Annotated in this window: 36 protein-coding genes; 35 read left to right on the plus strand and 1 reads right to left on the minus strand. The window is 36.2% G+C overall.

The genetic code is table 11. The annotated features are described in order from the left end of the window. Nucleotides 1-214 precede the first annotated feature (214 nt). The 14 genes from BMY78_RS07790 (at nt 215) to BMY78_RS07855 (ending at nt 11,914) form a co-directional block, all read left to right on the plus strand. Entirely contained in the window at nt 215-592 is a 378-nt protein-coding gene (locus tag BMY78_RS07790) for a VOC family protein (RefSeq protein ID WP_090896284.1), read from the plus strand. Between the two features lie 223 nt (nt 593-815). Further along, the gene (locus BMY78_RS07795; protein WP_090896287.1) at nt 816-1,403 is read left to right on the plus strand and encodes a histidine phosphatase family protein; all 588 of its coding nucleotides are present in this window, start codon (nt 816-818) and stop codon (nt 1,401-1,403) included. Nucleotides 1,404-1,638: 235 nt separating this feature from the next. Further along, complete coding sequence (locus BMY78_RS07800; RefSeq protein ID WP_090896291.1) at nt 1,639-2,574, plus strand: acetamidase/formamidase family protein; 936 nt, start codon at nt 1,639-1,641, stop codon at nt 2,572-2,574. A 113-nt stretch (nt 2,575-2,687) separates the two neighbouring features. Continuing rightward, on the plus strand, nt 2,688-3,239 hold the full coding sequence (locus BMY78_RS07805; RefSeq protein WP_090896292.1) for a 2'-5' RNA ligase family protein: 552 nt from the start codon (nt 2,688-2,690) through the stop codon (nt 3,237-3,239). Nucleotides 3,240-3,429: 190 nt separating this feature from the next. Then, the gene (locus tag BMY78_RS07810; RefSeq protein WP_090896295.1) at nt 3,430-3,996 is read left to right on the plus strand and encodes a histidine phosphatase family protein; all 567 of its coding nucleotides are present in this window, start codon (nt 3,430-3,432) and stop codon (nt 3,994-3,996) included. A 237-nt stretch (nt 3,997-4,233) separates the two neighbouring features. After that, a complete protein-coding gene (locus BMY78_RS07815; protein ID WP_090896298.1) occupies nt 4,234-4,761 on the plus strand; it encodes a YfiT family bacillithiol transferase in 528 nt (175 codons plus the stop codon). Nucleotides 4,762-5,029: 268 nt separating this feature from the next. Beyond that, on the plus strand, nt 5,030-6,136 hold the full coding sequence (locus BMY78_RS07820; protein WP_090896301.1) for a DUF3626 domain-containing protein: 1,107 nt from the start codon (nt 5,030-5,032) through the stop codon (nt 6,134-6,136). 275 nt (nt 6,137-6,411) lie between these two features. Next, complete coding sequence (locus BMY78_RS07825; protein WP_090896303.1) at nt 6,412-6,927, plus strand: phosphotransferase-like protein; 516 nt, start codon at nt 6,412-6,414, stop codon at nt 6,925-6,927. 80 nt (nt 6,928-7,007) lie between these two features. Further along, nucleotides 7,008-7,628 (plus strand): zinc dependent phospholipase C family protein, encoded by a 621-nt coding sequence (locus tag BMY78_RS07830; RefSeq protein ID WP_090896306.1) that lies wholly within the window; start codon nt 7,008-7,010, stop codon nt 7,626-7,628. Between the two features lie 303 nt (nt 7,629-7,931). Then, on the plus strand, nt 7,932-8,573 hold the full coding sequence (locus BMY78_RS07835; protein WP_090896310.1) for a DEAD/DEAH box helicase family protein: 642 nt from the start codon (nt 7,932-7,934) through the stop codon (nt 8,571-8,573). 255 nt (nt 8,574-8,828) lie between these two features. After that, nucleotides 8,829-9,710: a GNAT family N-acetyltransferase gene (locus BMY78_RS07840; protein ID WP_090896313.1), complete on the plus strand. Its 882-nt coding sequence runs from the start codon at nt 8,829-8,831 to the stop codon at nt 9,708-9,710. Between the two features lie 203 nt (nt 9,711-9,913). Continuing rightward, nucleotides 9,914-10,660, plus strand: a complete 747-nt coding sequence (locus tag BMY78_RS07845) for a class I SAM-dependent methyltransferase (RefSeq protein WP_090896315.1) — start codon at nt 9,914-9,916, stop codon at nt 10,658-10,660. A 276-nt stretch (nt 10,661-10,936) separates the two neighbouring features. Beyond that, nucleotides 10,937-11,422 carry an AAA family ATPase gene (locus BMY78_RS07850; RefSeq protein WP_090896318.1) on the plus strand — a complete coding sequence of 162 codons (486 nt, stop codon included), beginning with the start codon at nt 10,937-10,939 and terminating at the stop codon, nt 11,420-11,422. Nucleotides 11,423-11,512: 90 nt separating this feature from the next. Further along, entirely contained in the window at nt 11,513-11,914 is a 402-nt protein-coding gene (locus BMY78_RS07855; RefSeq protein WP_090896320.1) for a GNAT family N-acetyltransferase, read from the plus strand. Between the two features lie 70 nt (nt 11,915-11,984). On the opposite strand, the gene BMY78_RS07860 is transcribed toward BMY78_RS07855, so the two are convergent. Continuing rightward, nucleotides 11,985-12,272 (minus strand): DUF6809 family protein, encoded by a 288-nt coding sequence (locus tag BMY78_RS07860; RefSeq protein WP_090896323.1) that lies wholly within the window; start codon nt 12,270-12,272, stop codon nt 11,985-11,987. A 150-nt stretch (nt 12,273-12,422) separates the two neighbouring features. On the opposite strand from BMY78_RS07860, the gene BMY78_RS07865 reads away from it, so the two are divergent. The 21 genes from BMY78_RS07865 to BMY78_RS07965 all read left to right on the plus strand — a co-directional run bounded on the left by BMY78_RS07865 (nt 12,423) and on the right by BMY78_RS07965 (nt 25,861). After that, a complete protein-coding gene (locus tag BMY78_RS07865; RefSeq protein WP_090896328.1) occupies nt 12,423-12,647 on the plus strand; it encodes a helix-turn-helix domain-containing protein in 225 nt (74 codons plus the stop codon). Between the two features lie 159 nt (nt 12,648-12,806). Then, nucleotides 12,807-13,352: a GNAT family N-acetyltransferase gene (locus tag BMY78_RS07870; protein ID WP_090896333.1), complete on the plus strand. Its 546-nt coding sequence runs from the start codon at nt 12,807-12,809 to the stop codon at nt 13,350-13,352. Between the two features lie 162 nt (nt 13,353-13,514). Next, nucleotides 13,515-14,624, plus strand: coding sequence for a CHAP domain-containing protein (locus BMY78_RS07875; RefSeq protein ID WP_256221994.1), 1,110 nt, complete (start codon nt 13,515-13,517; stop codon nt 14,622-14,624). Nucleotides 14,625-14,641: 17 nt separating this feature from the next. Beyond that, on the plus strand, nt 14,642-15,112 hold the full coding sequence (locus BMY78_RS07880) for a DUF5662 family protein (RefSeq protein WP_090896336.1): 471 nt from the start codon (nt 14,642-14,644) through the stop codon (nt 15,110-15,112). Nucleotides 15,113-15,138: 26 nt separating this feature from the next. After that, complete coding sequence (locus tag BMY78_RS07885; protein WP_090896340.1) at nt 15,139-16,134, plus strand: serine hydrolase domain-containing protein; 996 nt, start codon at nt 15,139-15,141, stop codon at nt 16,132-16,134. Nucleotides 16,135-16,267: 133 nt separating this feature from the next. Beyond that, nucleotides 16,268-16,792: a GNAT family N-acetyltransferase gene (locus BMY78_RS07890; RefSeq protein WP_090896345.1), complete on the plus strand. Its 525-nt coding sequence runs from the start codon at nt 16,268-16,270 to the stop codon at nt 16,790-16,792. 163 nt (nt 16,793-16,955) lie between these two features. Next, nucleotides 16,956-17,504 (plus strand): GNAT family N-acetyltransferase, encoded by a 549-nt coding sequence (locus BMY78_RS07895; protein ID WP_090896348.1) that lies wholly within the window; start codon nt 16,956-16,958, stop codon nt 17,502-17,504. Between the two features lie 26 nt (nt 17,505-17,530). Continuing rightward, nucleotides 17,531-18,031, plus strand: a complete 501-nt coding sequence (locus tag BMY78_RS07900) for a GNAT family N-acetyltransferase (RefSeq protein WP_090896351.1) — start codon at nt 17,531-17,533, stop codon at nt 18,029-18,031. An 18-nt stretch (nt 18,032-18,049) separates the two neighbouring features. Beyond that, a complete protein-coding gene (locus BMY78_RS07905) occupies nt 18,050-18,574 on the plus strand; it encodes a P-loop nucleotide/nucleoside kinase family protein (protein ID WP_090896354.1) in 525 nt (174 codons plus the stop codon). Then, nucleotides 18,575-19,519, plus strand: a complete 945-nt coding sequence (locus tag BMY78_RS07910) for an aminoglycoside phosphotransferase family protein (RefSeq protein ID WP_090896358.1) — start codon at nt 18,575-18,577, stop codon at nt 19,517-19,519. It begins immediately after the preceding gene. Between the two features lie 188 nt (nt 19,520-19,707). Further along, nucleotides 19,708-20,217 (plus strand): DinB family protein, encoded by a 510-nt coding sequence (locus tag BMY78_RS07915; protein ID WP_090896363.1) that lies wholly within the window; start codon nt 19,708-19,710, stop codon nt 20,215-20,217. A 43-nt stretch (nt 20,218-20,260) separates the two neighbouring features. Beyond that, complete coding sequence (locus tag BMY78_RS07920) at nt 20,261-20,743, plus strand: GNAT family N-acetyltransferase (protein ID WP_256221996.1); 483 nt, start codon at nt 20,261-20,263, stop codon at nt 20,741-20,743. Between the two features lie 103 nt (nt 20,744-20,846). Continuing rightward, on the plus strand, nt 20,847-21,320 hold the full coding sequence (locus BMY78_RS07925; RefSeq protein WP_090896367.1) for a GNAT family N-acetyltransferase: 474 nt from the start codon (nt 20,847-20,849) through the stop codon (nt 21,318-21,320). A 206-nt stretch (nt 21,321-21,526) separates the two neighbouring features. Then, nucleotides 21,527-22,303: an rRNA adenine N-6-methyltransferase family protein gene (locus BMY78_RS07930; RefSeq protein ID WP_090896370.1), complete on the plus strand. Its 777-nt coding sequence runs from the start codon at nt 21,527-21,529 to the stop codon at nt 22,301-22,303. Nucleotides 22,304-22,380: 77 nt separating this feature from the next. Beyond that, entirely contained in the window at nt 22,381-22,866 is a 486-nt protein-coding gene (locus BMY78_RS07935) for an NUDIX hydrolase (RefSeq protein WP_090896373.1), read from the plus strand. Nucleotides 22,867-22,881: 15 nt separating this feature from the next. Continuing rightward, complete coding sequence (locus BMY78_RS07940; protein ID WP_090896376.1) at nt 22,882-23,304, plus strand: GNAT family N-acetyltransferase; 423 nt, start codon at nt 22,882-22,884, stop codon at nt 23,302-23,304. Nucleotides 23,305-23,309: 5 nt separating this feature from the next. Beyond that, on the plus strand, nt 23,310-23,534 hold the full coding sequence (locus tag BMY78_RS07945; RefSeq protein ID WP_143067012.1) for a hypothetical protein: 225 nt from the start codon (nt 23,310-23,312) through the stop codon (nt 23,532-23,534). 15 nt (nt 23,535-23,549) lie between these two features. After that, a complete protein-coding gene (locus tag BMY78_RS07950; RefSeq protein WP_090896381.1) occupies nt 23,550-23,972 on the plus strand; it encodes a DUF1801 domain-containing protein in 423 nt (140 codons plus the stop codon). Between the two features lie 33 nt (nt 23,973-24,005). Beyond that, nucleotides 24,006-24,437 (plus strand): GNAT family N-acetyltransferase, encoded by a 432-nt coding sequence (locus BMY78_RS07955; protein ID WP_090896385.1) that lies wholly within the window; start codon nt 24,006-24,008, stop codon nt 24,435-24,437. Nucleotides 24,438-24,450: 13 nt separating this feature from the next. Then, nucleotides 24,451-25,332, plus strand: coding sequence for a class I SAM-dependent methyltransferase (locus tag BMY78_RS07960; RefSeq protein ID WP_090896389.1), 882 nt, complete (start codon nt 24,451-24,453; stop codon nt 25,330-25,332). A gap of 127 nt (nt 25,333-25,459) precedes the next feature. Continuing rightward, nucleotides 25,460-25,861: an NUDIX hydrolase gene (locus BMY78_RS07965; RefSeq protein WP_090896392.1), complete on the plus strand. Its 402-nt coding sequence runs from the start codon at nt 25,460-25,462 to the stop codon at nt 25,859-25,861. Nucleotides 25,862-25,907 lie beyond the last annotated feature (46 nt).

Consider the following 25,907-nt stretch of genomic DNA (forward strand, 5'->3'; position numbering starts at 1 on the left):
ATGCCTCGAAGACAGTAACTGCGCATAACAATGTATTCATGTTGCGGGCTACCACTCCTTGGTTGTCAGATGTATAATCATGGAAGAACACTCAGACAACAAACGAGTCAGCCTAAGATAAGTGCTATCTAAGTCTGGCTCGTTTCGTGAATACAAGAACGTTATATGAAACTGGCTAAACCCTGAAAAACACGAAACCCAGGAGGGAAGCTCTTTGAATAACTTGATTGAGAATGTTGATCATGTTCAAATACCTGTTAAAGACGTTGATCAGGCAGTAGGATGGTACAGTGAAGTGTTAGGGTTAGAAACACTGACAGTTTATCCTCACGCAGCATGGATGAAATTCAATTCAGGCCCCGTACTGATGCTTCACTTCAGTTCGAAAAATGATAAGACATTATGGTTGTCCAATGATGGTTTTCCTATGCCATCATTTATGTTTCTAACAAAGGACATTGAATTATTACACACAACGTTACAAACACATGATGTAAAGATAAGACTATATGAAGATCATGGGTTTGGATGGGTAATTAAGTTTACAGACCCATTTGGAAATGAGTTAGGGGCATTTCAACCAAAAGATTAACCGCAATATAAAGAGAATTTGTAAGTATCTCAAGAAGGGGCCAGCATTATTATATAACACCGCATTCACGCGGAGGGTCGCTATCGCGGCCGGATGATCTGGGAGGCTAAGATAAGATCTATCTAACCCTCTCAGATTTCCTTAAGGCGGTGAGGGCTCCTGAATGAAATAACGTTATCGTAAAGATACGCAAATCTATATTTTAAATTTGAAGGAGCACTATATGGCGACTATAGCACTGATAAGGCATGGCAGCACGAGTTGGAATAAAGAAGGACGAGCACAGGGTAACTCTGATATTTCGCTGGATCAGGATGGGATTAATCAAGCAGAACTTTTAGCAACGAGATTAAGATCAGAAGATTGGAATCATATCTATTCAAGTACTTTAGCAAGAGCAAAGCAAACTGCTCTTATTGTAGGGAGTGCTATCGGAGTTGATATTCACCTTGATGATCGTCTTCGGGAAAGGTCCGGAGGATTGATTGAAGGTACTACTGAAGAGGAACGAATAGAAAAGTGGGGAACAGGTTGGATAGAATTAGATCTTGGACTTGAGCCGATTGAGAAAGTCCAAAAGAGAGGTGAAGAGTTTTTAGAAGAAATAATGATGAAGCACCAAGGTGAAAAGGTGTTGGTGGTTTCTCATGGTGCCTTAATTCAATTTAACTTTATCAATTTAGTTCCTGATTTTCCTACAAAAGATTTTGGCAATACATCAATAACTATTTTAAAGAAAATAGATAATCAATGGACATGTGAACTGCATAACTGTACCAAACATCTTGAGGGTAATATCAAAGAAGGCTAATCCATCTGATAACACCATATTCAAGCTTCGGGGCATTTGCCCCTCGGTCCGGCAGAAGTTAGAGGAATATTCGGGGCTAGATTTTCAGTAGCGAGGAAGTGAAAGCAGCCGGACACATCTTCACCGACTAACTGCATCACGGGGCTCCTGACGGAGACTTACGTCGGTGACATCGCAAATACGAAACGTCATACGAAATTGGCCTAAAGATAATAAGCCCATTGGAGGCGATATTATGGTAGTACACAAAATTGAATTATCCCAAGAATCACTAATTGGTTCATTTACTAAAGAAGTAACTCCTATCCTTTCGGTGTCATCGGGTGATTCCATACGTTTTGAAACATTAGACGCAGGTTGGGGTACCGGGAAAAGTAATAGTGAAAGAAGGAAGCCATTTTCAAGAAAAGAGAAAATGGATGGAGGTCACGCCATGGTGGGACCTATTTATATTGAAGGTGCTAAGAAAGGCATGACTTTAGAGGTTGAGTTTAATGATATTATACCTGGGCAATATGGTTTTACTGCTGCAGGTCAATATCCTAATTGGCAAAACCAGAAGTTACATTTGACCGATTATAAGGAAATTAGCCTTGATTGGAAACTCGATAATAAATCCATGGTGGGAGTATGTGAAATCAATGGAAATTCCTTCTCAGTTTCGTTACGACCGTTCATGGGCGTTATTGGAATGCCTCCAGATGACATAGGAATTCACTCTACTTGGCCACCACGATATTGTGGTGGAAATATGGATTGTAAAGAGCTTGTGAAAGGCAGCAAATTGTATCTTCCAATTTCTGTCGATGGGTGTTACCTTGCTATTGGAGATGGACATGCTTTGCAAGGGGATGGAGAAATCAGTTGCCAAGCTATTGAATGTCCGATGGAAGTTGTTGATATAACTGTAAATTTGATTGAAGGGATAGATCTGTTAAACCCCCGAGCTAACACTCCCGCAGGTTGGGTTACTTTTGGGTTTCATGAAGATCTTAATGAAGCAACCGTTCAAGCTTTAGATGGAATGCTTACCTTGATGGGGGAGTTGTATGGTTTAAATCGTGTTGAAGCTATTGCTTTAGGGAGTTCAGTTGTTGATCTACGTATAACGCAAATTGTAAATGGGGTTAAAGGGGTACATGCCTGTCTACCACATGGAATTTTGAAGTGATTCGAACGTAACTCGAAGAGGACGCCAACATTTTATAACACCGCATTCAAGCTGCGTCTTTAGTCATACGATTGTGCAATGAATAGGAATAAAAAAGAAAGGTGAGGGTTCGCTTGTATGCTGTAGAATTATTCTTCAACAAAGAATTCGATGAATACGTCAGAAAAGTATGGATGCATTTTGACAAAGAGGGAATCAGTCATTTTATGAATAGATTTGAGAACTTAAGTCCCCATATCACGCTTGCTGTATATAAGGATATATCCAATTTGGAAGGATTTAAAGAAAAACTGCAAATCTATTTTGATAATGTTTCTCCTCTTCGTTTACGATTTGATATCGTAGCTACCTTTCCGACCTCGGGAACGATATTTTTAGCGCCGACCATAACGGACGAACTTCAACGTATACATAAGGACTATTATAAGAAGTTAGACAAATATAATAATCAAGCGAGTATATATTATAGCCCAAATCAATGGAATCCACATTGTACCCTGGGAACACAATTAAGTAGAGAAGCGATCGCTAAGGGAATTCATGATGTAGTAAATGAATTTGAACCTATGGAAGGAATCATAGAAAGAATGAGTTTAGTGAGGATTGAACTGTCAGAAGAAGGGAACAGAAATATAACCATATTTGAACAATCTTTTGTGAGTTAATTTAAAGAGATTAGGTACTTCATATAACATAATATTCACGCTGCAGGTATTCGCCCTGAATCCGACAATGAGTCGGACACCCCAGCATTCGCTGGGTCATGAATACAGGGGGGAATGGACGTCGCGAATATATCAACTTTATGTGAAATCATAGTGTGACATTTAATGAAAGCATCTAAAGGAGGCTTGTATGAAGACAATTATCTATATGGTTAGGCATGGAGAATCACCATACAACGAAGGAAATGAAAGAACAAGAGGGCTTACCCCAAAAGGAAAGATCGATATTGAAAAAGTAACGAAGTTACTTATAGGTGAAGGAATAGACATGATTATATCAAGTCCTTATACTCGAGCAATTCTGAGTGTTGAGGGATTGGCCGAAAACTTAAAGTTAGATATTAAAGTATTTGAAGATCTTAGAGAACGACATTTTGCATCTTATAATATTGAAAATGCAGAGTTAATGTCTAGTATCAGAGAGAGTTTTAACGATTTTGATTATACCTTGCCGGGTGGAGAGTCCAACGCTGATTGTCAGAAAAGAGCAATCTCAGTTCTAAAACCCTTTCTAAAAGAGAACAGAGGGAAGAAAATAGCCATCGGAACTCATGGTCTTGTAATGACTTTGATGATGAATCATTTTGATTCAGCTTTTGGTTTGGAGTTTTTGAATCAATTAAAGAAACCAGATATTTATAAAATGCAATTCGAAGACTTAGAATTAGAAGAAGTAACAAGAATGTGGAATGATTAGATCACCTAAGGTCATCAAGGAGGAATGTGACATCACTTGATAGCGCATTCACGCTGCGGAGGACAAGCTCCCTTTGGTCCCCCACGAAGCAATTCGGTGATGTATGATCAGGCAGACAACCCTGTGATGCCAAGTGGCGATCCACCCAGTCGAATACGCTACTTTAATCTTTTTGGGGAGTAGATACAACGATGTTATGCTTAATTTCTGACTGTTGAGGAAGGAGAAATAATTGAAGTGGACACAAATAAGCAGTATCCCATTGGACAATTTAGTCCACGTCATAACCTAACTTGTAAAGAACGATCAAACTTGATTAATCAGATTCCACTAATTACAAGTACTTTAAAAGAAATATACATGAGCCTTGACTGTGATCAACTAAATACAACTTATCGTCCTGATGGATGGACTATAAATCAAATCATTCATCATCTAGCTGATAATGATATGAATGCCTATATCAGGTTTAAGAGGGCATTAACTGAAGATGAGCCCCTAGCTAATTCATATCGAGAAGACCTATGGGCAAAACTCATAGATTACAGGAATATACCAAATGAAAATTCAATTCGATTGCTAGAAATACTCCACGAACGCTTTATTATTCTTCTCAATAATCTAACTCCTGATGACTTTCAGAGGAAGCTAAGAACCCAAGTTCTAGGCGTAATAACATTAGATATAGCACTTCAAAGGTTTATATGGCATAACCGCCATCACACTGCACAAATTGAATCACTAATCATATCAAAAGGTTGGTAAAATGGTAATTTGTAAGTTTTTTAAAGAAGACAACAACTACGCCTAACATCAGCGGCCCTTGGTCAACGCTCAACCGACTGTGAATCGAATTTAGCAAATACATCTGCACCAACTAACCGCATCGCGGTCGGCCCTTAAAAGGAGCCTTAAATCAGTAGGATGTCATGAATACCAGAAAGCTGAACAAAATATATGAAATTCTAAGTCTAGTCAAAAACTATTATAGAGTAGATTGAGATCTCAATTTTAGAAAAAGGGGGTGATTCTTATGTCGAATAACAGACAACTTACAAGATCTCAGAACGTAGCAATTGAATATATAAGTCATTGCGCGAGATCCCAAAAAAGAGAAGCTCAAGCATCACTCAAAGAAATTTTCCAGTTATCAAATATTCCTTGGAACACCTTTGAAGAAGCAGTTCATAAACTTAAATCCCATGCAAGGGTGGCTTTGCATTTTCATCCGGATCGTCCGGTTGTAGATATGAAAAGTGTGGCTCAATCTTTATTAGAGCAAGGGATCTATAAAAGTCAGTTCGAGACTTTCATATCCAATGGGAGCGTATCGGCTTATTCAGGTGGTGTACGGGATCTTTGGGAGGAAGAACTATTTGACGGAGCTTATCAGATAGAGGGTGTAACCAACTTTGAAAGGCCAAAGTATGGAGCTCTTCATTTGTTGTTACATCCGGATGGACCGTCTCCACGATTCGGATCTTGTTATTTTCTTTTAAAACCGAATGCTTTACATCGCTGTACGTTCACTTACGGAGGATCTCAAGATGCTCCAAAGGAAAAGGGGACACATGAGGAATTAGACGCTATTTTATCTGCGCTTTTTACGGATGCTTTCTTTCGGGATTATGCTATAGGAGAAAAAGATCTTACTCCTAAAAAATTGATAGATCAGCTATTGTACAATCTGGAACGTCCGTTAGAGGATCCGTCAAAACTGGCCCCACATCGAAATCTTAACCATTTCATCGAAACTCAAGTTCATGGAGATATATATCTTGAAGATGATGTGGAAGTTTTGGTTGCTGATCCATCGTTCAGAGGAACCGAAATAGGGAATTACTTAGAGCAAATCTGTATCAAATATTCCAATGAACTATTCTGGCATATGGGATTTGCGATGCGTGCAGAGGAAGTGCCCTCTGATTTTAGGGGTCCAACCATGCCATCATTAGCGAAGCGAATTGCAAGGAATGGTCACATCGACGCAAGTGTGATCGGGAATGCTGTCAACGATTTGAAACGCAATCCTGATCTCTGGTCTGACAGAGGTAATTACGAAGAAGTGCTTCAGGAATTAAAATACATGTGGCATATACTCGTTCGATATGGTAAATCGATTGATGATCAGAGTAATTAATTTTTACTGGAAATACTGGTTGAATCAGTGAAGGCAGAGTTGGGAAGTGCATTTTTAGTAGATCATAATACAGGAGCTGAACATGGAATAGATCTATTCTTCTGGATCGTAGTTATCTTTTAGGGAATTGGTATTTGTATTATATTCACGCATCGGAGCTTGTTGGCCCCATGGTTCGACCTATTAAAAACTCAAAATTCATACAGGTCTATGTATTTTGCAATTCGAAGAATCATAGACACTCAAACATAACCCATGCAAAGGAAGATGAGAAAATGGATAAAGGGAAAATTATATTTCTGAATGGCGTAACCAGTTCAGGTAAAACTTCAATCGTAGAAGCGATGCAAAATTACGATGAACCCTTTTTTTATGTTGTGGCCAATGATCTTTTTGAAAATACGATTGGTGATAAACATTTGCAAACAGACTACTGGAAGTATTTAAGTGAAGCGATCATTCTAATGTATCATACAGCAAAATTATTTTCGGATCATGGAAAGAATGTTTTAATCGATGGGATACTTGTTGAAAGACCGGAATTAAAGCCACATTATGACAAAGTCCAAGATATATTTGATGGCTATCCTTTGGAGATCGTTGAGGTGTACTGCCCATTAGATCTTTGTCGTAAGCGAAATATAGAACGTGGTGACAGAAGAGAAGATCAATCTGATGAGCAAAATAAAATAATGTCGCAACGTATCCGTTATAGCTTTTCAGTCGATACGAGTTTGAATACGCCGGAAGAGTGTGCTCAAATGATTATCACATCAGTATTCCAAAAATAATTTAATGATTGAAAATATCAGTTCAAGAAAGCGGAATCAGGCAAACAGACTTCAAGCTTTCATTGAAGGGAGGAAGAAGTATGGGGTCAAGAATAATGCATCTTATTGTGGCGAATAGAATTGCAGATTCCTTATCTATTGTAGATAAGACGCCTTTTTTACTTGGAAATATTGCACCGGATGCTGTCACAACAAAAGATTCATCACATTTTTTTGCTGGTGAAATTCAGGATTATTCAAGGAACGTAGACTATAAAGGATTTTTACATAAGTATCGATCACAGGCAGAAGACCTTTATATTCTGGGTTATTTCACACATTTAATTGCCGATGACATATGGTTGAAAGGTTTTAATTTACCTTGGTTAAGGAACAGAATGGAAGCTAATGCGGGACTATATAAACAGTATCATAACGACTTTAGATTATTGAATGGGAAGTTGCTTGAACATTATGGATTTAAAGAGGAATTAAGAAACAGGCTCAATCACATTCCAACAATACCGGATTTAGAGGAAGTTAAATCTACAGATGTCGAGAAGTTTGTGCCATATGTATTTGATGATTTGGATTATGACAAAGAGATTTTAAATGAAACCCTTAAGGTTTTTACTATTGAGCAGATCATTGGTTACTTAGAGACATCCGTCGATATGGGATTATTGAATATGAAGTATATAAAAGTGAAGTACAATTTGTAAATAGTTCTATGAATTATGAGGTATCCCATAACAATACAATCACGTATCGCAACAGCCTGGTAGCTGCTTCGGCCTAAAGACATGAGAGAAAGTACACCTCAATGTCAGGTGGCTTCAGGTTGTAAATTTAATGATTAATATAGCCAAGAATAATGGAAAATGAAGGAGTGAATTACAATTCGCCGAATACTATTTAGGTATAAATAAGAAAAGGAGGATTATATTATGTGGTTTTGTTGTGTGTATAAAAAACCGATAAGAATCCGTAATCACCCTCAATATTAAAAATTGAGGAGGATTAAAATGGAAATAAATAACAGTTATCTAAAAGAACAATTAAAGCATGTGTATTGGTTAAATGGTGGTTGTTGCGCGGGAAAGACAACAATGACAAAGAAATTTGTTGCAGAGTTAGGATTTCAAACATTTGGTGATGATGTCTTGAAGTATAGACCATGCACTCGTCCAACTGAATATCCTGCTCTTCAATATCCCCCTCCTGGTTTAAACTGGGAAGAGTGGTTTAATAGGCCTACCGATGTGTCTTTTCCATGGCTTTGTCAAATCGTTGAAGAAATGATGGAATTTTTCGTTATTGATTTATTGAAGATGCCAACGGATAAACCAATCATTATCGATTTAGGAATAATGCCTGAACACATCTTACCCTTTATTCCTAAAGAAAGAATGATATGTCTTTATACATCTGATGAAGAAATAGAAAGGCTATATTACTTTAGAGAAGACCATAAGATGATTTTGGATGTTATTAACCTTACATCAGATCCAGCGGAAACGATTAAACATGGCAACAAAACTATGGTGAAATTCTCCAATGAAATTAGAAATGCCTGCGTTAATAACAATATCAAAACACTTGAAAGAACACCTGACTTGGGTATAGAAGAACAATTCAGATTAGTTCGGGAGCATTTTGCAATATGATATGAGCCCCTTTGCTTAATATGATATGTAAAATGGACAGGCTACCGAAATAAGGTAGTCTGTTTAAATAAGGAATATTTTATTTTTAATACTGGAATGAATGAAATTAAAAACTAAATATTCACGATTATGACTGGGACGGCAAGGGAAGTAATTCAGTTGGAGACTTCCGACTACATCAGGCGTCATTAATATGGGAACCTGCGCATTAGTTTTTATTTTGACATAAAAATATATATTATATGGGGGATTAAAATGAAGATTACTTTCAGAAATTTCAATGATTCTTTCTATGAACAAGTTTGTGATTTTTTGATTGAATTATCAACAGATGACCGTAGGCATATCAATTGGAACTGGGCAAGGTGGGAGTGGATGTTTTATCATCCTGAATTCAATCGAGATTTAATGGATAAGATCGGGTTGTGGTATTGTAATGACGAGTTAGTGGGTATAGCAACCTATGACCACTATTTTGGTGAAGCATTTTTTGCTACAAAACAAGGTTTTGAAGAATTGGAAAAAGATATATTAGAATATACCATAGCTACTTTCAGTAATGAAAATGGCCTTGGGATTGCGGTGAATGACAACGATACTCACACTCTAGATTTATTGCGCAGTAAAAAGTTTGTGGAGAATGATCTGACTGAAAACATACTTGAACTTACACTAGAGAATGTTAGCCTTGATTATGTAATTCCTGAAGGCGTAATACTAAAAAATATAGATATAGAAAATGACTTATATAAGCTTCATCATTTGTTATGGAAGGCATTTGACAACGAAGGATCTGTACCTACGGATGAAGCTACTATATGTAAGCAAAAAAGAATGTTGTCAGCAAGAAATATGAATTCATTCCTACATATTGTTGCTGAAAATGAAGACGGAGAGTACGTTGCTTATTGTGGCTTATGGTACAGTCAGAAAACGGATTATGTTTATGTTGAACCTGTATGTACAATTCCAGAGTATCGGCAGAAGGGGCTTGGAAAAGCAGTGGTATTGGAAGCCTTGAAAAGAGGTCACTCCTTAGGTGTTGAAAAAGCATATGTTATTTCGGATAGTTCTTTTTATAAATCAATAGGCTTTCAACAGCATTCTCATTATACTTTCTATTGGCATAAGATCTGATACTTTCTTAAGCCACTCGAAAGAGTGGTTTGAATTATGAGATTAAAGAAGAACTTCGTAAGTTAATTCAATGATGGTTTCGACAATTAAAACAAAATCTTTGCTGCTCAAGGAGTGTTCACTGCAAGATCGATTGCGAAGAGGCATTAGTTAAAACGAATGCGCAACGAACAAAAATAAAATTATAAGAGGGGGTTATCAGGATGAATAAGCATATTGTTTATGAAACAAACAGCTCCTATTGGGATACAAAGGGAAATGACTTTTTAAGAGCAATCGTGCTTCCTTTTTATGGAGCATTTGTAACAGAGGAAAAATGCCAACTTTTTGGCGATGTCTCAGGAAAAAAGATGTTAGAGATTGGTTGTGGAGATGGTCAGTCTTTGCAATATCAGGGAGAGCGTAAAGCAGCGGAACTATGGGGGATGGATATATCGGAAAAACAAATTGAAAAGGCAACGCAACATTTGAAAACGTGTGGTCTTTCAGCAAAATTGATCTGTTCTCCCATGGAAGAAGAATGTAACATTCCCGTGGATTATTTTGACTTTGTTTATTCGATTTACGCTGTAGGCTGGACAACCGATCTTGAAGGAACTTTTCGTCGGATCGCTTCTTATTTAAAAAAAGATGGCATATTTATTTTCAGTTGGTCGCATCCAATTCACAAATGTGTTGTTGAAGAAAATAATAGATTTTCTTTTAACAAGTCTTATTTTGATGAATCTTGGTATTCGGTCGCTCCTGATTTTGTTCAAGGCGAGCTAACTTTGTCTGATCGTAAACTATCAACCTATATCAATGCGTTAGCGAAAGCAGGGTTTGTCATTGAACAAATGATTGAAGAAACCGATCAGGAAATAATCCAACTGCATGATGAAAATAATGATCTCGTAAAAAGAGCGAAGATGTTTCCTGTAACCTTTGTTATCAAAGCAAGAAAACTTTGAAAACGAATTCAAATACATAAATAATTAGTTTTGGAGGTTTATCATGAGAAAAATAGATTATACGAATTATTTTTGGCCAGATACGAAGGACGATTACGGGCGATAAAGGATGAGAGCTGTATAACATAACATTCAAGCAGCGGCTTCTTTGGAGCTTAGTTCTGTGGGAAGAATTTCGAAGAGGTATTTCAGCAGACAAACCATTGGGTTAAAGAGAACAGAAATATTATATATTAATAATTGTAAACTATCTCAAATCGTAAAGGCGGAAATTCAATGAAGAAGTTACCTTTATTTATAGTGACCGGTGCAAGTGGAACAGGAAAAACGACTATTTGTTCTCTGATTCGCAATCTACTTCCCAGCTTTGATGTGTTTGATATGGATATCATTAATAATGTTGATTGGCAAATTGCCAAAGCTAATTGGTTGAGAATTGCTTATAGTATTTCTTTAAGTGGTCGTGGTACGGTTCTATGTGGCACCATGGTTCCTGAAAATATTGAATCAGCAGATCATAAAGATATGTTTGATAAGATCTTTTATATAAACTTGCATTGTGATGATTTGACACGTGAAGCACGATTGAAGGCAAGAGGATGGGAAGAAAGTGCAATTGAAGATCATAGAAAATTTGCCGGATGGTTAATACAGAATGCTGATCAAGCTTTTAATCCCCCAATGCCAACAATTGATACAACAAGTCTTCCACCAGAAAAAGTAGCAAAACAAATTCAAAATTGGGTCATTAAGAACTGGTAAGTAATTTGAACTTATCCGACTATGTCGGAGGCCATGAAAGTAGGAACATTATATGATAAATCCAAAAAATATTATCTATGGGGGTTATTTATGCTAACGTTAAAATTACATACAGAGAAACCGATTTTACATTCTGACCTGATGGGTCTTTATCAAGATGCTGGTTGGTGGCCTAACCGAGATGAGAATGGAATATTACAGCTACTTGTTAGTGGTGTTGCAGTAGGAGCTTGGAAAGATGATATATTAATTGGTTTCTGTAGGTCTATTTCAGACGGAATATATCGGGCTTATGTAGAAGATGTTGTTGTATTAAGTACGTACAGAAATAAAGGAATAGGAGAACTAATGGTCAAAAGACTTTTAGATGAATTAAAAGATATTGACGTTATTAGTTTATTTTGTACAGAGGATTTGGAAGGTTTTTACGAATTGTCAGGATTTAAACGGACAAAGCAAATTGTAATGCATTATAAGAATCAAGGAATTTAGAAAGTTCAGGAAGCATCAATACGCTTTCAGGTCTGGCTGAAGATGATGCAAAAGAGGGTCCGAAGACCCTCTAAATGCTAGAGTTTTGTAACTCACAATAAAGTTGGAGAGCATCTTTGAAACCTTGTATGTAGATACTTCTTTCTAGGATGGACTGGAGAGAAATTTGAGCGTCTTCGTAAAGAAAGACGGTATGTTGAAGATGATCGGGTAAAGCTTCATGAAGCGTTCTGAAAAATTGATCCGTTTCTGAAGAAAGCTGACTGTACTCTTTATTATGTTCTGATAGTTCAGTGTAGAGTAATTCCAGACGTATTCTTATAAGTGGTTCAACTAGTGAATCTAATGTATTAACCATTGACACTCCTCCTAATTAACTCTATAGAGTTATTATATAACCTTAAAAAGTTAATTACAAGGTGAATTTTTAACTTTATAGAGTTATTAGTTCTCTTTTCATTGATGATTGCTGATATGGGAGATAAGATGGAATTATGGAGGGGAAAAGATGACCGTAATCAAGTGCAATATAAGAGGACTCATGGCAGAACATCGAATCGATGATATAACAGAATTGATGGCGAAATCCGGCTTAAGTAGGAATTCAATCAATAAGTTATACCGGGAAACCAATATAGAAACAACTAAATTAGAAACCTTATTTAAGCTATGCGATACATTTAACTGCAAGTTATCTGATTTGATTGAATATGTACCTGGAGAAAATAGATAGCGAAGGTAGATTCAAGAAGTGTTTTTGTCGTTTAACATTATAATCAAGCAGCGGCTCCATTGGAGCCTTGGTCTGCTGTAGGATTTTGTGGAGTTGCTTTAGTAGATACGCTCAGCTAGCTATATCAGACAATACATAGAAATAAAGGAGAGCGAAACAATGTTTAAATATGAAATTGATGAATCTTCTTATTTATCGCTATTGGAAATTAAAGATGCAGAACAATTATATAATTTGATTAACAGTAATAGGGATCATATAGGTGAGTGGTTGAAGTTTCCTAGTATTACTGTAGAAGCGGATGATTCAAAAACCTTTATAGAAAGAACACGGATAAGATATGCCAAGGAAGAGGGTTACTGGTTAGGAATATGGAGTGAGGATAAACTTGTGGGTTCTATTGGTTACTTATATCTAGATCAAGAGAACAAAAAAACTGAAATCGGATATTGGCTAGGTAAAGAATATGAGGGTAAGGGATTAATTACTAAATCTATTAAAGTACTAATAAATCATGCTTTTGACGAACTGAAATTAAATAAAATTGAAATAGGAGTAGCTACAAACAATTTAAAGAGCCGTGCAATTCCTGAGAAATTAGGGTTTAAACGTGAAGGTGAACTAAGAGATTACGAGTATATCAATGGAAGGTTTCTAGATAGAATAATCTATGGATTGAAAGCTAATGAATGGATATCGGAATAGTGTTTTTTTATAGAAAGCATCGCATCATCTGAGATTAAATTCTACTATTGGGCTTATGCCTCTGTCGTTCAATTAACAATCTAGGAATTTGATCCTGACGACACGCGAGCCGACCTAAGGTAGTAGCTATTTAAACCTAATTTAGTGACAGGAGGCGAAAGTTTGATTTCTGAGAAAAAGCTTAAACGGGTTGAACTTGTTCGTGCTCTTGTTCTTGAAACGCTACTTACCACAGTGAATACCTCCAAGAATGAAGAAGCATTGTTTAATCTTTTCGGGGTTTCTAGCTTTGCTTCTTTACTTGCCATACGAAGACAACAAAATTCGGAAATTGCTGCGATCGCAGGGTTGCTCCATGATTTTTATTTCTATAAAACCGGCATAAAATACTTCCCTGGTCCTAACAGTGCAGATTCGGTAAGACCGATTTTGCGTAGCACCCAAATCTTTACCGACGAAGAGCTATCTGTCATTCTTCGATCGATCTTTTATCAAAAAGATAAACATCGGGTCCATGGACCGTATGAAGAAATTATTAAAGACGCCATACTTATACAGATGTATGTTCAGAATCCGGAGGATCTTTTTTCTGATATTGAGATAAATAGATTACAAAAAGGTTTTGTTGAATTAGGGATTCCGATCGAACAGGTAGAGGTGAAGTGCAAGAGTAACAGAGGAACGATAAACAAAAGAACGATAAACAGAGGAACTGAAGATAGACGTCTTAATTTGGCTGAAATTGCGGGAGCGCTTGCAGGTCAAAGGGTTATGGGAATTCCAGAGGATGAAGGCTATCGGGAAATATGCAAGTACTGGCCTGACTCGGATATCTATAAAGTACTGGAATCAAATTGGTGTGCCGCATTCGTATATCATTGCTGTATGCAGGCTGGCATCATACTCCCTATTCGATACCCGAATCACAATTATCGATTAGCTGGGGTTGGCGCGTGGTTAGATTGGGCTCAGCTACCTGAAACAAATTTTTTATATCAAGATGGATACCAGGGTTTTAAACCAAAGCGTGGTGATATTGTCATTTTTGAAAAGCTTCTATCCGATAATTCTCATGATCATATTGGAATTGTTTTGGCATGTGAGGGAAATCGATTATTGGTTGCAGAAGGTAACAAAGACAATAAAAACTTTTCCAGCGTTTTTTACAGGGATAGGGAACATTGTATTTACGGATATATACGTATAGACGACAGCTATCAATTTCATTTTGACGGGGAATATATACCGATTGTTTCTAAATTGAGTAAGTAACTTTAAAACCGAAGGAGATGGTCACTATCCTCCTAGTATATTGGCGGTATTTTCTTTATGTTTTGGATCATAAATTAAACGTTCTTATCGAATGTTGGACAGAAGGATTATATCTTCAAGGAATAATCCATGACATGTCTAAATTCTCTCCTAACGAATTTTTTCCTTATGCACGTAAATTCTATTCAAATCAGAAGGACGAGGATACCGAGGTGATGTGGAAGAATGCTTGGCTGCACCATCAAAATCATAATAAACACCACTGGGAATATTGGATAGTAAATAAAAATACTAGAGAAGCCTTACCAATGCCAAAGAAATATTTGATAGAAATGGTATGTGACTGGCGGGCTTTCTCAAGAAAATGGGGGCGTAAAGTTAAAGAAACTAATTTACCAGAAAGAATGATGACATCTGAAAGTATAATATTACACCCAAAGACAAGGGAAGAACTTGAAAATTTCATGAAGAAAAAACAACAAAAATAAACTTAGTGAAGAAGGTGCACCTATCATTGTTTAACCTAAAAATATCAAATAATAAAGCATTCATTGAACTGAATGATTATGTCTCACAGGTAAAGAATAAAATATCTGCTACCGCTGCTGCGACATATATTATTCATAATGATCGTATCTTGAATGAATGGTACTCAGGAGTACATGACAATTCTAAACATAGTCGATTAGTTGATGAGGAATCACAATTTAATGTTGCTTCAGTTCGAAAAACATTTTTAGGATTTGCTATTAGTCTTGCATTATATGAAGGTAAGGTCAGAAGCATAGATGATCTTGTTGTGGACTACTTGAATGAGTTAGATAGGGAAGGACTAAGGCATATAACAATACGACATTTGTTAACCCACACTCATGGTTTAGGTGATCTGCATAATAGATTGTTTCTTCAAGGAACCGACTGGAAGTACAATAATACAGGTGTTAATCTGCTTATTGAGATTATTCGGAAAGTATATAAAATCCCTATATCACAATTACTCGAAGAGCGTTTATTCTCACCTATGGGCTTTAGCCAAACAGGATGGAGAAAGGAAAATAATGAAAAATTAGTATGGCTTAATGAACAATATAAGGATGATCAAGGTAACCAAGCCAACTTATTTATGAGCACAAAGGAACTGGCATATTGGGGTTATCTGCATTTGAATAAGGGAGCTATAAACGGGAAGCAGATACTTCCTAAAGAAATATTTGAGCAAACAACCACTATAATTAGTCCTCCTGATCTGGAACAACAATTGCCGAGAAACGGTTTTTTTTGGTTTGTGCAAGATGAACCACGGTCTAATACAGAATTAGGTGATAAACTTCCAGACGGTTCTTTTCAGTCTCTGGGTGCCACTGGATGTGCCTGTCTTGTCATTCCTAAGTGTAAAACTGTAGCGATAAGAATGTATAATCAGACTGAACAAAATCCGTTGGGGTACAATTATCTTGAGGATATCAAAACATTTGGGAATTTGGTCCGTAAGTACATAGAAGATCTATAAACCGTGAACTTGGCTTAAATGATAATGATATATTTTTACTGGATAAGAATATATGTTCTGGTATAATTGAATTAAGAATAGTAAATCTCTTCCTCTAAATTTGGTTACAAATAAAAACAGTGAGGTGAGTGAGATGGAACAAAGGAATGCGTCAGAGGTAAGAATTGAACTATGGGATGAAGGAGATTTAGGTTTGCTTCGCCAATTAAATTCGCCTGAGATGACAGTACACTTCGGAGGACCAGAGACTGAGGAGAAAATACTAGCTCGCCATAAGCGCTATTATGAAATCGCCCAAAATGGAACAGGGAAAATGTTTAAGATCCTCTTGCTCCCGCATCTTGAAGTCGTGGGTAGTGTAGGATATTGGGATCAGACGTGGAAAGAAGAATCTATTTTCGAGATAGGTTGGAGTGTTTTATCGGAATATCAAGGTAGAGGAATAGCGACAGAAGCAACAGCAAAAGCCATAGCTTCTATCCGTTCTGAAAAGAAGAAACATAAATTCATTCACGCTTTTCCTAAAACCAAGAATCCCGCTTCAAATGCCATTTGTCGCAAGCTGGGCTTTTCGTATATTGGCGAGTGTGATTTTGAATACCCTATTGGGACTACCATACGATGTAATGACTGGAGATTGGCAGTCGAGGAAAATTAAGATCAAGATCATGGAGGGATTTTTAAATCAGCTGCATGGCTTTCTCCCATATTTCAGGGCAGATGAGAGACCATCTGCTTTTTTTTTTGCTTGATTTACTTCATATATGTAATAATATGGTTAGCGCTGAGTGAAACTACTTAAACCATTAAGGAGAACTAAAATGTCTCAGTTTCCCGAATTAGAAACAAAAAGACTTGTATTAAGAGAGCTAACACAGAATGATTCCACAGAACTATTTCAATTTTTTTCATTGGATGAAGTTACGAAGTTTTATGATGTGGAGAGTTTTACAACCATTAAACAAGCAGAAGAATTAATTCAAAGATGGAATGAAAGATATGAAACAGGTCAAGTCATTCGTTGGGGAATCACTTTGAAGTCGGAAAACAAAGTAATTGGAACATGTGGCTTTCATGGCTGGATGAAAAATCATTTTAAAGCTGTCATTGGATATGAACTAACACCAGAATATTGGCATCAAGGTTTTATGACCGAGGTAGTTGAAAAGGTAATTGAATATGGATTTAATAAGCTTGGCTTAAACCGAATTGAAGCATTTGTAGAACCAGAGAATGTGGGATCAAGAAAGGTTCTTGATAAAATCGGCTTCAGAGAAGAAGGCATATTGAAGGAAAATTATTATTGGAAGAATCGATTTGTTGATAATGCCATTTATGCATTTCTTAAGAAAGACTATAAAGTGCATTAATAACTAAACGAAAGAAGGATAACTTGATGATTACAATTAGATTTGTCTCAAATGAGGATATCCCACACATTCAATCCATAGCTCAAGAAACATGGAATTATACTTATAAAGGCATATACTCCGAAGCCTACATACAAAATTTTCTAAGTAGAGCATATTCAGATGAGAATTTAAGTCGATCTGTCGAGAGAGAGCTTCAAAGTGCCAAACGGCATTTTTTAATAGCTGAATTTAATGGCAAAGTCGTTGGATATGCTCAAACAAGACAAGTGAAAGAAGAAGAATACGAATTGCTAAGAATCTATATACGCCCTGAATATCACAAAATGGGAATTGGTAAAGAGTTCATTCAGAGATTCACTCAAGTTTTAAAGCCAATAAATAAACTGTTTGCCTGGGTAGGGAAAGAGAATCATAGAGGAAGGGCATTTTATGAGAAAAGTGGATTTAAAGAAATAGAAGAAATGATCGAAACCATAGAAGGGCACAGTAAAACGCAAGTTAAATATGAATTGGATATTTCGTAGGGAAAGGTGGGTTCATCAATGTTTTTTCTTCAAATGTCGGGATTTCCTGGTTCTGGTAAGTCGACTCTTTCAAGACGGATCGCTAAAATAACGGGTGCCATAATTATTGATCATGATATCTCAAAGTCTTCCATATTACAATCCATTGGGAATAGTAATTTAGAATTAAAAGTTCTAGGTATGACTTCATATAATATGGATTGGGCCCTGATAGAGTTTTATCTCTCCCAAAGCTATGACGTAATATTCGATAGCCCATGCTTTTATCCTGAGATGATTGAAAGAGGTTCATCATTAAGTAAGAAGTATAATGCTAAATATAAGTACGTTGAATGTTACCTGAATGACTATCATGAAATAAGTAAAAGATTACAAAATCGAGAACGGATGATAAGTCAGATTTCGGGCACATCTGAAGAAGAGTTTAGAAAAAATATTAATGAAAGTAAGAGACCTAATGATATTCCATGTTTGCTTGTTGATTCGTCACAACCTATAGAGATGTATTTAAATAAAGTTTTAAATTATATTGATGAACAATAAGTGATATCTCGTGAAATCGAAGATCCAATGAGAAAAAAATGCAAACGCTTTAAAACATTTTCCAACAGTCGTGATTCTAAAAATAAAGAAAGAAGGCTGAATTTGAAGGTGCATGACATCTTATTACATAAATTTCAATATCGTAAATTGACTGAGCTTACCGGAGGTTACACCAACAGCAGTATATTACTTGAGGGATCAGATCCTCTGGTCGTAGCAAAGATTTTCAATGCTCATAATCGTGATGCGATAACAGAAATTAACTGTTTAACCCTATTGAATAATTCAGGTGTGTCGCCAAAGATTCATGATTATTTTGAAGACAACGATTCACAGTACATTATTATGGACTATGTGCACGGAATTAACAGCCAGATATTTCTTGATGATGGAGACATTCGCAAAGCTAAGGCAATCTACAAGTTACTTGGAATTCATCTTGCAAAAGATATTCACTCATTAAAATGGAGAGAGGTTGACTTTGACCTGCCAATCATAGAACTAATAAATATTGATATTGATGCTCTTAACTATGTATCGAATGATCAAAAGGAACAAGTGAAACAGATACTTAATGTATCAGTTATAGGGGAGAAAACCTTAATCCATGGAGATTATGGGCCGCATAATGCAATTTTATCTAATAAATTAATATCTATTATTGATTGGGAGTGGGCGGGCTGGGGGAATCCACTGCAAGATGTCGCATGGGTAATATGGTTTGTACATTTACATTATCCAAACTTCGCTCGTGAGTTGTCTGAGATTTTTATTAATGCGTATAGTAAATTTTCAGATCTTAAGATTACCAATGAATTAGTGAAGGTATACTCAGTTTCAAGAGTAATTAATGTTTTAGATCGGATAAAGTACACAAATGAAGAAGTGAAAAATGAATGGCTAAGAAGATTGGAATGGACATTGGAAACCAATTTTGTAGGATAATTATATTGAATTCTAAAAAAAGATTACGATGAAACTACGCTTAATCTAACAGCAGCGAGTATAAGTAATCGATCCGTTTGCTGAACAACAACGTTATAGAATATCAGCGCAAGGATGCAATGAGTTAAAGAAAATACTTTTTCGGTTGTTTGGTAGATTAGATAAAAACATTAGATCGGAGTGTGCTCATGGAAATTGAATTAGAAGTAATTCAAAGTATGTTAGTGAAATTTATATCTGAAAGAAAATGGATTCTCCAGGCTATCTCACAATTATCAGAAGAAGATATCACATGGTCACCAAATCAAGAAAGTAATAGTATTGCAAATTTGGTTGCACATATAAGAGGTTGTGTTCACTCAAGAATTGAAACGATATTTTATGATATTGCTGATTCAAGAGACAGGGATAAGGAGTTTGAATATGAGCTTAAAATGTCGATAGAAGAAGCCTATAACATGACTAAGGAATCATTCGATATTATCATTCAATATCTTGAATACCTCAGTTTCAACCCAAATTTGTTGTTATCTCAACCTTTCATTAATCGTCCCCCTCTTACATTCAGTCAAGTAAATAATGAAACAACGGTTTTGAATCTAATGATCGCAATGGTAAGAGAGGTTCACTATCACACAGGTCAAATCATATATGCAGCCAAAATAAGGAAAGGACAGCTAGTTTGGCAATACAATTGATATCAACGGAACGCAATAGAAAACGTGTAATCCAAAAAAGGAGATGGCACCTATCTATTCTTATAGATCTCTAATGAATGAAGACTTGAAAAGTATAAGTTCTTTTCCTCAGTCAAAGGAAGAATTGTTTTATATTAGTCCTCGGTTTAAATATCCTTTAACACCAGATCAAATATTAAAGCTTCTTGAGAATCGATACGAACCAACAGTTATTGTTGATGAGGAGTCAGGTCAAGTTGTAGCTTATGCCAATTTATATGACTATAAAGATGATGTATGTTGGTTAGGCAACGTTATTGTATCGAAGGATTTTAGAGGAAAAGGTGCTGCTAATTATTTGTTGAAAACGATGATAATGAAGGCGAAATCGATTTATAAAGTTAAAGACTTATTATTATCATGTCATAGCACGAATTCAAGAGGACTAGCATTTTATTACAAGCAAGGATTTAAACCCATTGATATGCGAATAACGGATTTAGATGAACAAAAAATAATAACTTTACTAATGAAGTTAGAGATTTAGAATGCATTCAAGAAGAACGAAACCGCATATTATACGTGTAATGTTGGGAACTAACATAGAAGCAGAACATTAAATTAGCTTTAATAACGGAGGATGATATGAAATGGAAATCTCATTATCCAAAGCAGGTCTTAAGGAAGCTTCAATCATTCACGAAATGCAAATAAAAGCATTCATGCCTCTATTAAATAAATATAAAGACTATCAAACAAGCCCAGCAAATCAAACGGTAGAACAAATAGAAGATCGAATAAATCAAAGCTATACCGATTATTACCTAATAAGAGAAGCAAATATTCCTGTGGGGGCCATTAGAATAGTAAAAAAGGAGAATAAAATCTATCGAGTAAGCCCTGTATTTATTTTACCCGACTACCAAGGGAGAGGGATTGCACAAAAAGTATTTTCAATGATTGAAGATAGGTACAGCGATGCGAGAATATGGGAGTTGGCTACAATCTCAGAAGAGCAGAGGAATTGTTACCTTTATGAGAAATTAGGATATAGACAGAAGGGAGATACGAAACAAATTAACGACAAGATGACAATTGTGATTTATGAAAAACGTATGACCTAGGTTATCAAGAAAAAATCAAAGACTATATCGATGCGCGTGAAGGCTAACAAAATTGTATAACGTAATATTCAAGCTTTGGTCCTGACGGAAGTTTGATCTGAGGGATGGAGATTGGAAAGTATCTCAATTGAGACCCCTTTTTAGGGTTCATAGATACAGAAACGTTATTGGAAATAACCAAAATCATAATAAAGGGAGTATGACCAGTGGAGAGTAAAGTGACGTTTAATTGTATTGCTAGTGAATATGAAAAATATAGACCCACCTACCCAAATGAAATGTTTGACGATATTTTCAATTATTCAAATGTAGTAAAAGAAGATAAAATTCTTGAAATCGGTTGCGGAACTGGACAAGCAACAAGTGGATTAGTTAATAGAGAATATAAAAATATTACATGTATTGAATTGGGGGATAAATTAGCCCATCTCACTGCAGAAAAATTCAAATCCTATACATCTCTTAAAGTGATCAATACATCGTTCGAAGATTGGGACGGTGAAGGTAATCCTTTTAAATTAGCAGTTTCGGGTACTGCATTTCATTTTATTGATCCTCAGTTTGGTTACCGCAGGGTGTGGGAGTTACTTGAGGATTCAGGTGCAATTGGTTTCTTCTGGACCATTCATGTGCCAATGTACGATGAGATCCATAATGAAATACGATCTCACTATAAAGAGTTTGCACCACATTTGGACGATTCAACATTACAAACACCTGAAGAAACTATAAATGAAAGAAAAGCGATCACTGAAGGAACAGGTAATTTTAAAAGTATAGAAGTCAAAGAATATAGCCAAATCCTTTCATATACAAGCAGCGATTATATTTCTTTGCTTAATACCAATTCAAAGCATAGGCAACTGTCTGAATCGGACAGAAACAATTTGTTAAATAGAATCAAAAATTCTATTGATAGATCAGGTGGATATATTTTTAAAGACCATAGAGTTGCTTTATTTTTAGGAAAGAAGATGAAGTAACTGAATTGTTCATTTCGAAATATGACAACGATATGAACACTATATAAAAATTTAAACCTTATAAAGGACTGATTTGCATGTTCTATGTTAATTCAAGAGCGATCATTGAAAGATCTGGTAACGAAGCAACGGAGATTGTCATACAAAAAAGAACAAAGACAGATTCCTCTTTTCAGTTTGAACTTCCTGGAGGTAGAATTGAACCGTTTGAATCGTTAGTCCAAGCTCTGGTAAGAGAGGTTAAAGAAGAAACTGGATTAAATGTGTATGAAATAGAAGGCACTGAAACAAGAATTGATACGATTGGAATTAATCCTGAATTTGAAGTGGAGTGTCTTAGACCATTCGCAGCTTATCAAACCATTAAGGGACCAATTGATTCCGTTGGATATTATTTTAGATGTAAGGCAAGTGGAGATTTGTTAGAAGCTGGTGACGAAACAAAAGATATTCAATGGATTGATATTAAGAAACTAAATAAATTATTTATGGAGAACCCATTAGATTTTTCCGACGTTGATCGTGCTGGAATTAAGTATTACCTGAATCATCAAGGATTTTGAGAGGAGCTGGGATTGATGGATTTTATATATGGAAAATATCTTATCAGTGATAACAAAGAACTTATGGATATCCCTGCGGTAAAGGGTTTCTTAGCTAGAAGCTATTGGGCCAATAAGAGATCCGATGAAAAAATTGAGAAGTCCATCCATTCTTCAGTATGTTTTGGGATTTATAAGGAAGAAATTCAAGTTGGTTTTGCAAGGGTTGTCACAGATGATGCGACAATGTATTGGCTTTGTGATGTTTTTATTCATGAGGAATATAGGGGCCAAGGACTTGGTAAGAAACTAATTGAAGTGATAACACAATCGGATCGCTTTAAAGATTTAATGGGGTTACTCGGAACATTAGATGCACATGAATTATATGAACAATATCAATTTAATAGAAATAGTGAACGCTTCATGATAAGACTTCCTGATTATTTGAGGGCGTGATGACTATGAAGAAAGCTATTTATTTTCTTTCTTTGACCATTGGAATAGTTTTTATAGCCCTTGGAGTAATACCAGCTATCTTTGCCTATCCCTACAGTGATGAACCAAACTCCGGGCCGGCAAGCTTTTGGGAACTGATTCTAATCATTAGTTACGAACAATGGATATTGTTTCTGATTGTTGGTCTGATATTAAGTCTTTTTCCTGCGTTAAAGCTACGAAAGACATGAAGGGAGATTTTATCAATGTACAAACTTAAAACAAAAGAAACAGACAACAGTGTCATTGAGTTTATTGAAAGTGTTGAGAATCCCAAAAAGCGTGAAGACGCGTATCAACTACTGGATATTTTCACTGAAACAACAGGGTACAAAGCAAAGATGTGGGGACCGAGTATTATCGGATTTGGTGCTTATCATTATAAATATGTTTCTGGTCACGAAGGAGATGCACCATTGGTGGGCTTTTCTCCCCGAAAAGCAAAAATCAGTTTGTATTTTGCGACAGGTGATGCAGAGCGAGAGGATCTATTAAGGGACTTTGGAAAACATACTACAGGAAAAGCTTGTGTTTACATCAATAAAGTTGCAGATATCGATACAGATGTATTAAAAGCGTTGATCAACCAATCCATCAGGTTTTTGAAAGAAACCTATCCGGATCATTAATTCCTGTTCGCTATTATTATTGGAGGTTACGTGATGCAAGAAGAGAACATTCATATACGATGGGCGAACGGAAATGATGCAGAGGACCTTCTTAAGCTCAATGATGCTTTTAATGGAGTAGGTACAACCTTAGAAGAAGTAAAAGAGAGCCTTGCTTTATCTAATGAGTTGATTGCTCTAGCTGTGATTGACGGCCAGGCAGTTGGATTTGCTTGTGCTCAATATTTTAAATCTTTTTGTTATCGTGGACTCCAGGGAGAAATCACAGAAATGTATATTGCCGAAGTTGCCCGGAGAAGAGGATTGGCTACGTTGCTAATTGCTTTTATAGAGGAGGAACTTAGAGAACGAGGTGTTACCAGTGTAAAGATTCTGACAGGCCAAAGAAATGAAAGGGCTATAAAGACATACGTAAAATCAAATTATGCCAGAACGGAAGAAGTATTGCTACAAAAGAAACTATAAGGAGCATAATCGAATGTCTGAATATTATTGGGATAATAAAATTGAATACCTAAGAAATACGAGATGGCTTTATTACAATGATGATTATCTGCAATTTTTAGTGCAATTTGTTTGGAAGATAGATAAACCTGTAAGCGTTATCGATTATGGATGCGGGTTTGGTTATTTGGGTCTTAAACTACTCCCTTTGTTACCAAAAGGGTCAACCTACACTGGAGTAGATAAGGGTGAAACATTAATCAATGAAGCTAAGACGATCTTCTCCCAACTTCCTTATGATACAGAATTTATTACTAGTGATATAGAAGACGTTGTATTGGAGAGGAAGTATGACATTGCATTGAGTCATGCTTTTTTATTACATATGGATGACTCTGTGAAAATACTCCAAAGGATGATTGAAAGTGTGTTGGAGGGTGGAAGAATCATTTGTTTTGAACCTCATTGGATTGGGAATATGGCGAACTATCATGTGGAGGGCGTTGAACAAAGTGAAATCATTAAACTAGGCGTTTTACAGAGATTATTTGAACAAGATCATATACGTACAGGTAAAGATGGAAATATTGGAATGCGATTGCCTATATTAATGAGTCAATTGGGATTAACGAATGTGGAATGTAGAATGAGTGATAAGGTCAACTTTCTAGATCAAAACATGGACTCTGCCAGAAAAAACATTCTCTATCACTCACTGAAAGAAGAAGGTATAGGACAGGACCCTGGTGATTCAGTAGAGGTAACACGCTTATCAACTCGAGGCTTAACCCAAAATGAAGCAAAGGCACAGTATGAAGCTGAATTAACACTCTCCAAAGTATTTGATGATGAATCTTGGTTGACTTATGCAGCCAGCATGAAGATTTCATTTGGAACGGTTCGAAGGGAAGAGTAATAAGAACTGTGGGTTCACGGATTGCACTTTGTTATTGCTAATTGAATGCAGAGGACCTTTTGATTAAAGGGTGCTTGTTATTTTACTTAGAAGTATTGAATCTAAAACATAAAAAGGAGGACTTTAAATGAAATTTATTGTGTCTGCAAGTGTGATTGTCCTTAATGAGAACGATGAAATCTTACTTATGAAGGGAAGGAGAGGTTGGGAAATGCCTCAAGGCTGTGTGGAAGAAGGTGAGACCATCACACAAGCTGCTATTCGAGAGGTGAAGGAAGAGACTGGAATTGATATTGAACTTATTAAGTTTTGTGGCCTATATCAGAATACTACGCGGGGAGTATGTAACCATATATTCACTGGAAAACCGATTGGAGGAACTCTAACTACAAGTAGTGAAAGTGATGAGGTTGGTTTTTTTACACTAGAACAAGCCAATGAAATGATAACCTGGGGGAATTTCAAGGAGAGAATTCACAAAGCATTGGATGAGAGCACTCATCCCATTCTAGTTGAGTTCTCTGAATAACATATGGGTGAAGGTATCTTGAATCATAGCAAAACAATATGGACTC

This window comes from Paenibacillus sp. OK076, from assembly GCF_900110055.1.
GTDB lineage: Bacteria > Bacillota > Bacilli > Paenibacillales > Paenibacillaceae > Paenibacillus.

Excerpts from the sequence above, each read along its gene's own strand:
- BMY78_RS07795 (WP_090896287.1), top strand. The coding sequence starts at position 816 with ATGGCGACTATAGCACTGATAAGGCATGGCAGCACGAGTTGGAATAAA.
- BMY78_RS07800 (WP_090896291.1), top strand. The coding sequence starts at position 1,639 with ATGGTAGTACACAAAATTGAATTATCCCAAGAATCACTAATTGGTTCA.
- BMY78_RS07810 (WP_090896295.1), top strand. The coding sequence starts at position 3,430 with ATGAAGACAATTATCTATATGGTTAGGCATGGAGAATCACCATACAAC.
- BMY78_RS07820 (WP_090896301.1), top strand. The coding sequence starts at position 5,030 with ATGTCGAATAACAGACAACTTACAAGATCTCAGAACGTAGCAATTGAA.
- BMY78_RS07825 (WP_090896303.1), top strand. The coding sequence starts at position 6,412 with ATGGATAAAGGGAAAATTATATTTCTGAATGGCGTAACCAGTTCAGGT.
- BMY78_RS07830 (WP_090896306.1), top strand. The coding sequence starts at position 7,008 with ATGGGGTCAAGAATAATGCATCTTATTGTGGCGAATAGAATTGCAGAT.
- BMY78_RS07835 (WP_090896310.1), top strand. The coding sequence starts at position 7,932 with ATGGAAATAAATAACAGTTATCTAAAAGAACAATTAAAGCATGTGTAT.
- BMY78_RS07840 (WP_090896313.1), top strand. The coding sequence starts at position 8,829 with ATGAAGATTACTTTCAGAAATTTCAATGATTCTTTCTATGAACAAGTT.
- BMY78_RS07845 (WP_090896315.1), top strand. The coding sequence starts at position 9,914 with ATGAATAAGCATATTGTTTATGAAACAAACAGCTCCTATTGGGATACA.
- BMY78_RS07850 (WP_090896318.1), top strand. The coding sequence starts at position 10,937 with ATGAAGAAGTTACCTTTATTTATAGTGACCGGTGCAAGTGGAACAGGA.
- BMY78_RS07855 (WP_090896320.1), top strand. The coding sequence starts at position 11,513 with ATGCTAACGTTAAAATTACATACAGAGAAACCGATTTTACATTCTGAC.
- BMY78_RS07860 (WP_090896323.1), bottom strand. The coding sequence starts at position 12,272 with ATGGTTAATACATTAGATTCACTAGTTGAACCACTTATAAGAATACGT.
- BMY78_RS07865 (WP_090896328.1), top strand. The coding sequence starts at position 12,423 with ATGACCGTAATCAAGTGCAATATAAGAGGACTCATGGCAGAACATCGA.
- BMY78_RS07870 (WP_090896333.1), top strand. The coding sequence starts at position 12,807 with ATGTTTAAATATGAAATTGATGAATCTTCTTATTTATCGCTATTGGAA.
- BMY78_RS07880 (WP_090896336.1), top strand. The coding sequence starts at position 14,642 with ATGGTCACTATCCTCCTAGTATATTGGCGGTATTTTCTTTATGTTTTG.
- BMY78_RS07890 (WP_090896345.1), top strand. The coding sequence starts at position 16,268 with ATGGAACAAAGGAATGCGTCAGAGGTAAGAATTGAACTATGGGATGAA.
- BMY78_RS07895 (WP_090896348.1), top strand. The coding sequence starts at position 16,956 with ATGTCTCAGTTTCCCGAATTAGAAACAAAAAGACTTGTATTAAGAGAG.
- BMY78_RS07900 (WP_090896351.1), top strand. The coding sequence starts at position 17,531 with ATGATTACAATTAGATTTGTCTCAAATGAGGATATCCCACACATTCAA.
- BMY78_RS07905 (WP_090896354.1), top strand. The coding sequence starts at position 18,050 with ATGTTTTTTCTTCAAATGTCGGGATTTCCTGGTTCTGGTAAGTCGACT.
- BMY78_RS07915 (WP_090896363.1), top strand. The coding sequence starts at position 19,708 with ATGGAAATTGAATTAGAAGTAATTCAAAGTATGTTAGTGAAATTTATA.
- BMY78_RS07920 (WP_256221996.1), top strand. The coding sequence starts at position 20,261 with ATGGCACCTATCTATTCTTATAGATCTCTAATGAATGAAGACTTGAAA.
- BMY78_RS07925 (WP_090896367.1), top strand. The coding sequence starts at position 20,847 with ATGGAAATCTCATTATCCAAAGCAGGTCTTAAGGAAGCTTCAATCATT.
- BMY78_RS07935 (WP_090896373.1), top strand. The coding sequence starts at position 22,381 with ATGTTCTATGTTAATTCAAGAGCGATCATTGAAAGATCTGGTAACGAA.
- BMY78_RS07940 (WP_090896376.1), top strand. The coding sequence starts at position 22,882 with ATGGATTTTATATATGGAAAATATCTTATCAGTGATAACAAAGAACTT.
- BMY78_RS07945 (WP_143067012.1), top strand. The coding sequence starts at position 23,310 with ATGAAGAAAGCTATTTATTTTCTTTCTTTGACCATTGGAATAGTTTTT.
- BMY78_RS07950 (WP_090896381.1), top strand. The coding sequence starts at position 23,550 with ATGTACAAACTTAAAACAAAAGAAACAGACAACAGTGTCATTGAGTTT.
- BMY78_RS07955 (WP_090896385.1), top strand. The coding sequence starts at position 24,006 with ATGCAAGAAGAGAACATTCATATACGATGGGCGAACGGAAATGATGCA.
- BMY78_RS07960 (WP_090896389.1), top strand. The coding sequence starts at position 24,451 with ATGTCTGAATATTATTGGGATAATAAAATTGAATACCTAAGAAATACG.
- BMY78_RS07965 (WP_090896392.1), top strand. The coding sequence starts at position 25,460 with ATGAAATTTATTGTGTCTGCAAGTGTGATTGTCCTTAATGAGAACGAT.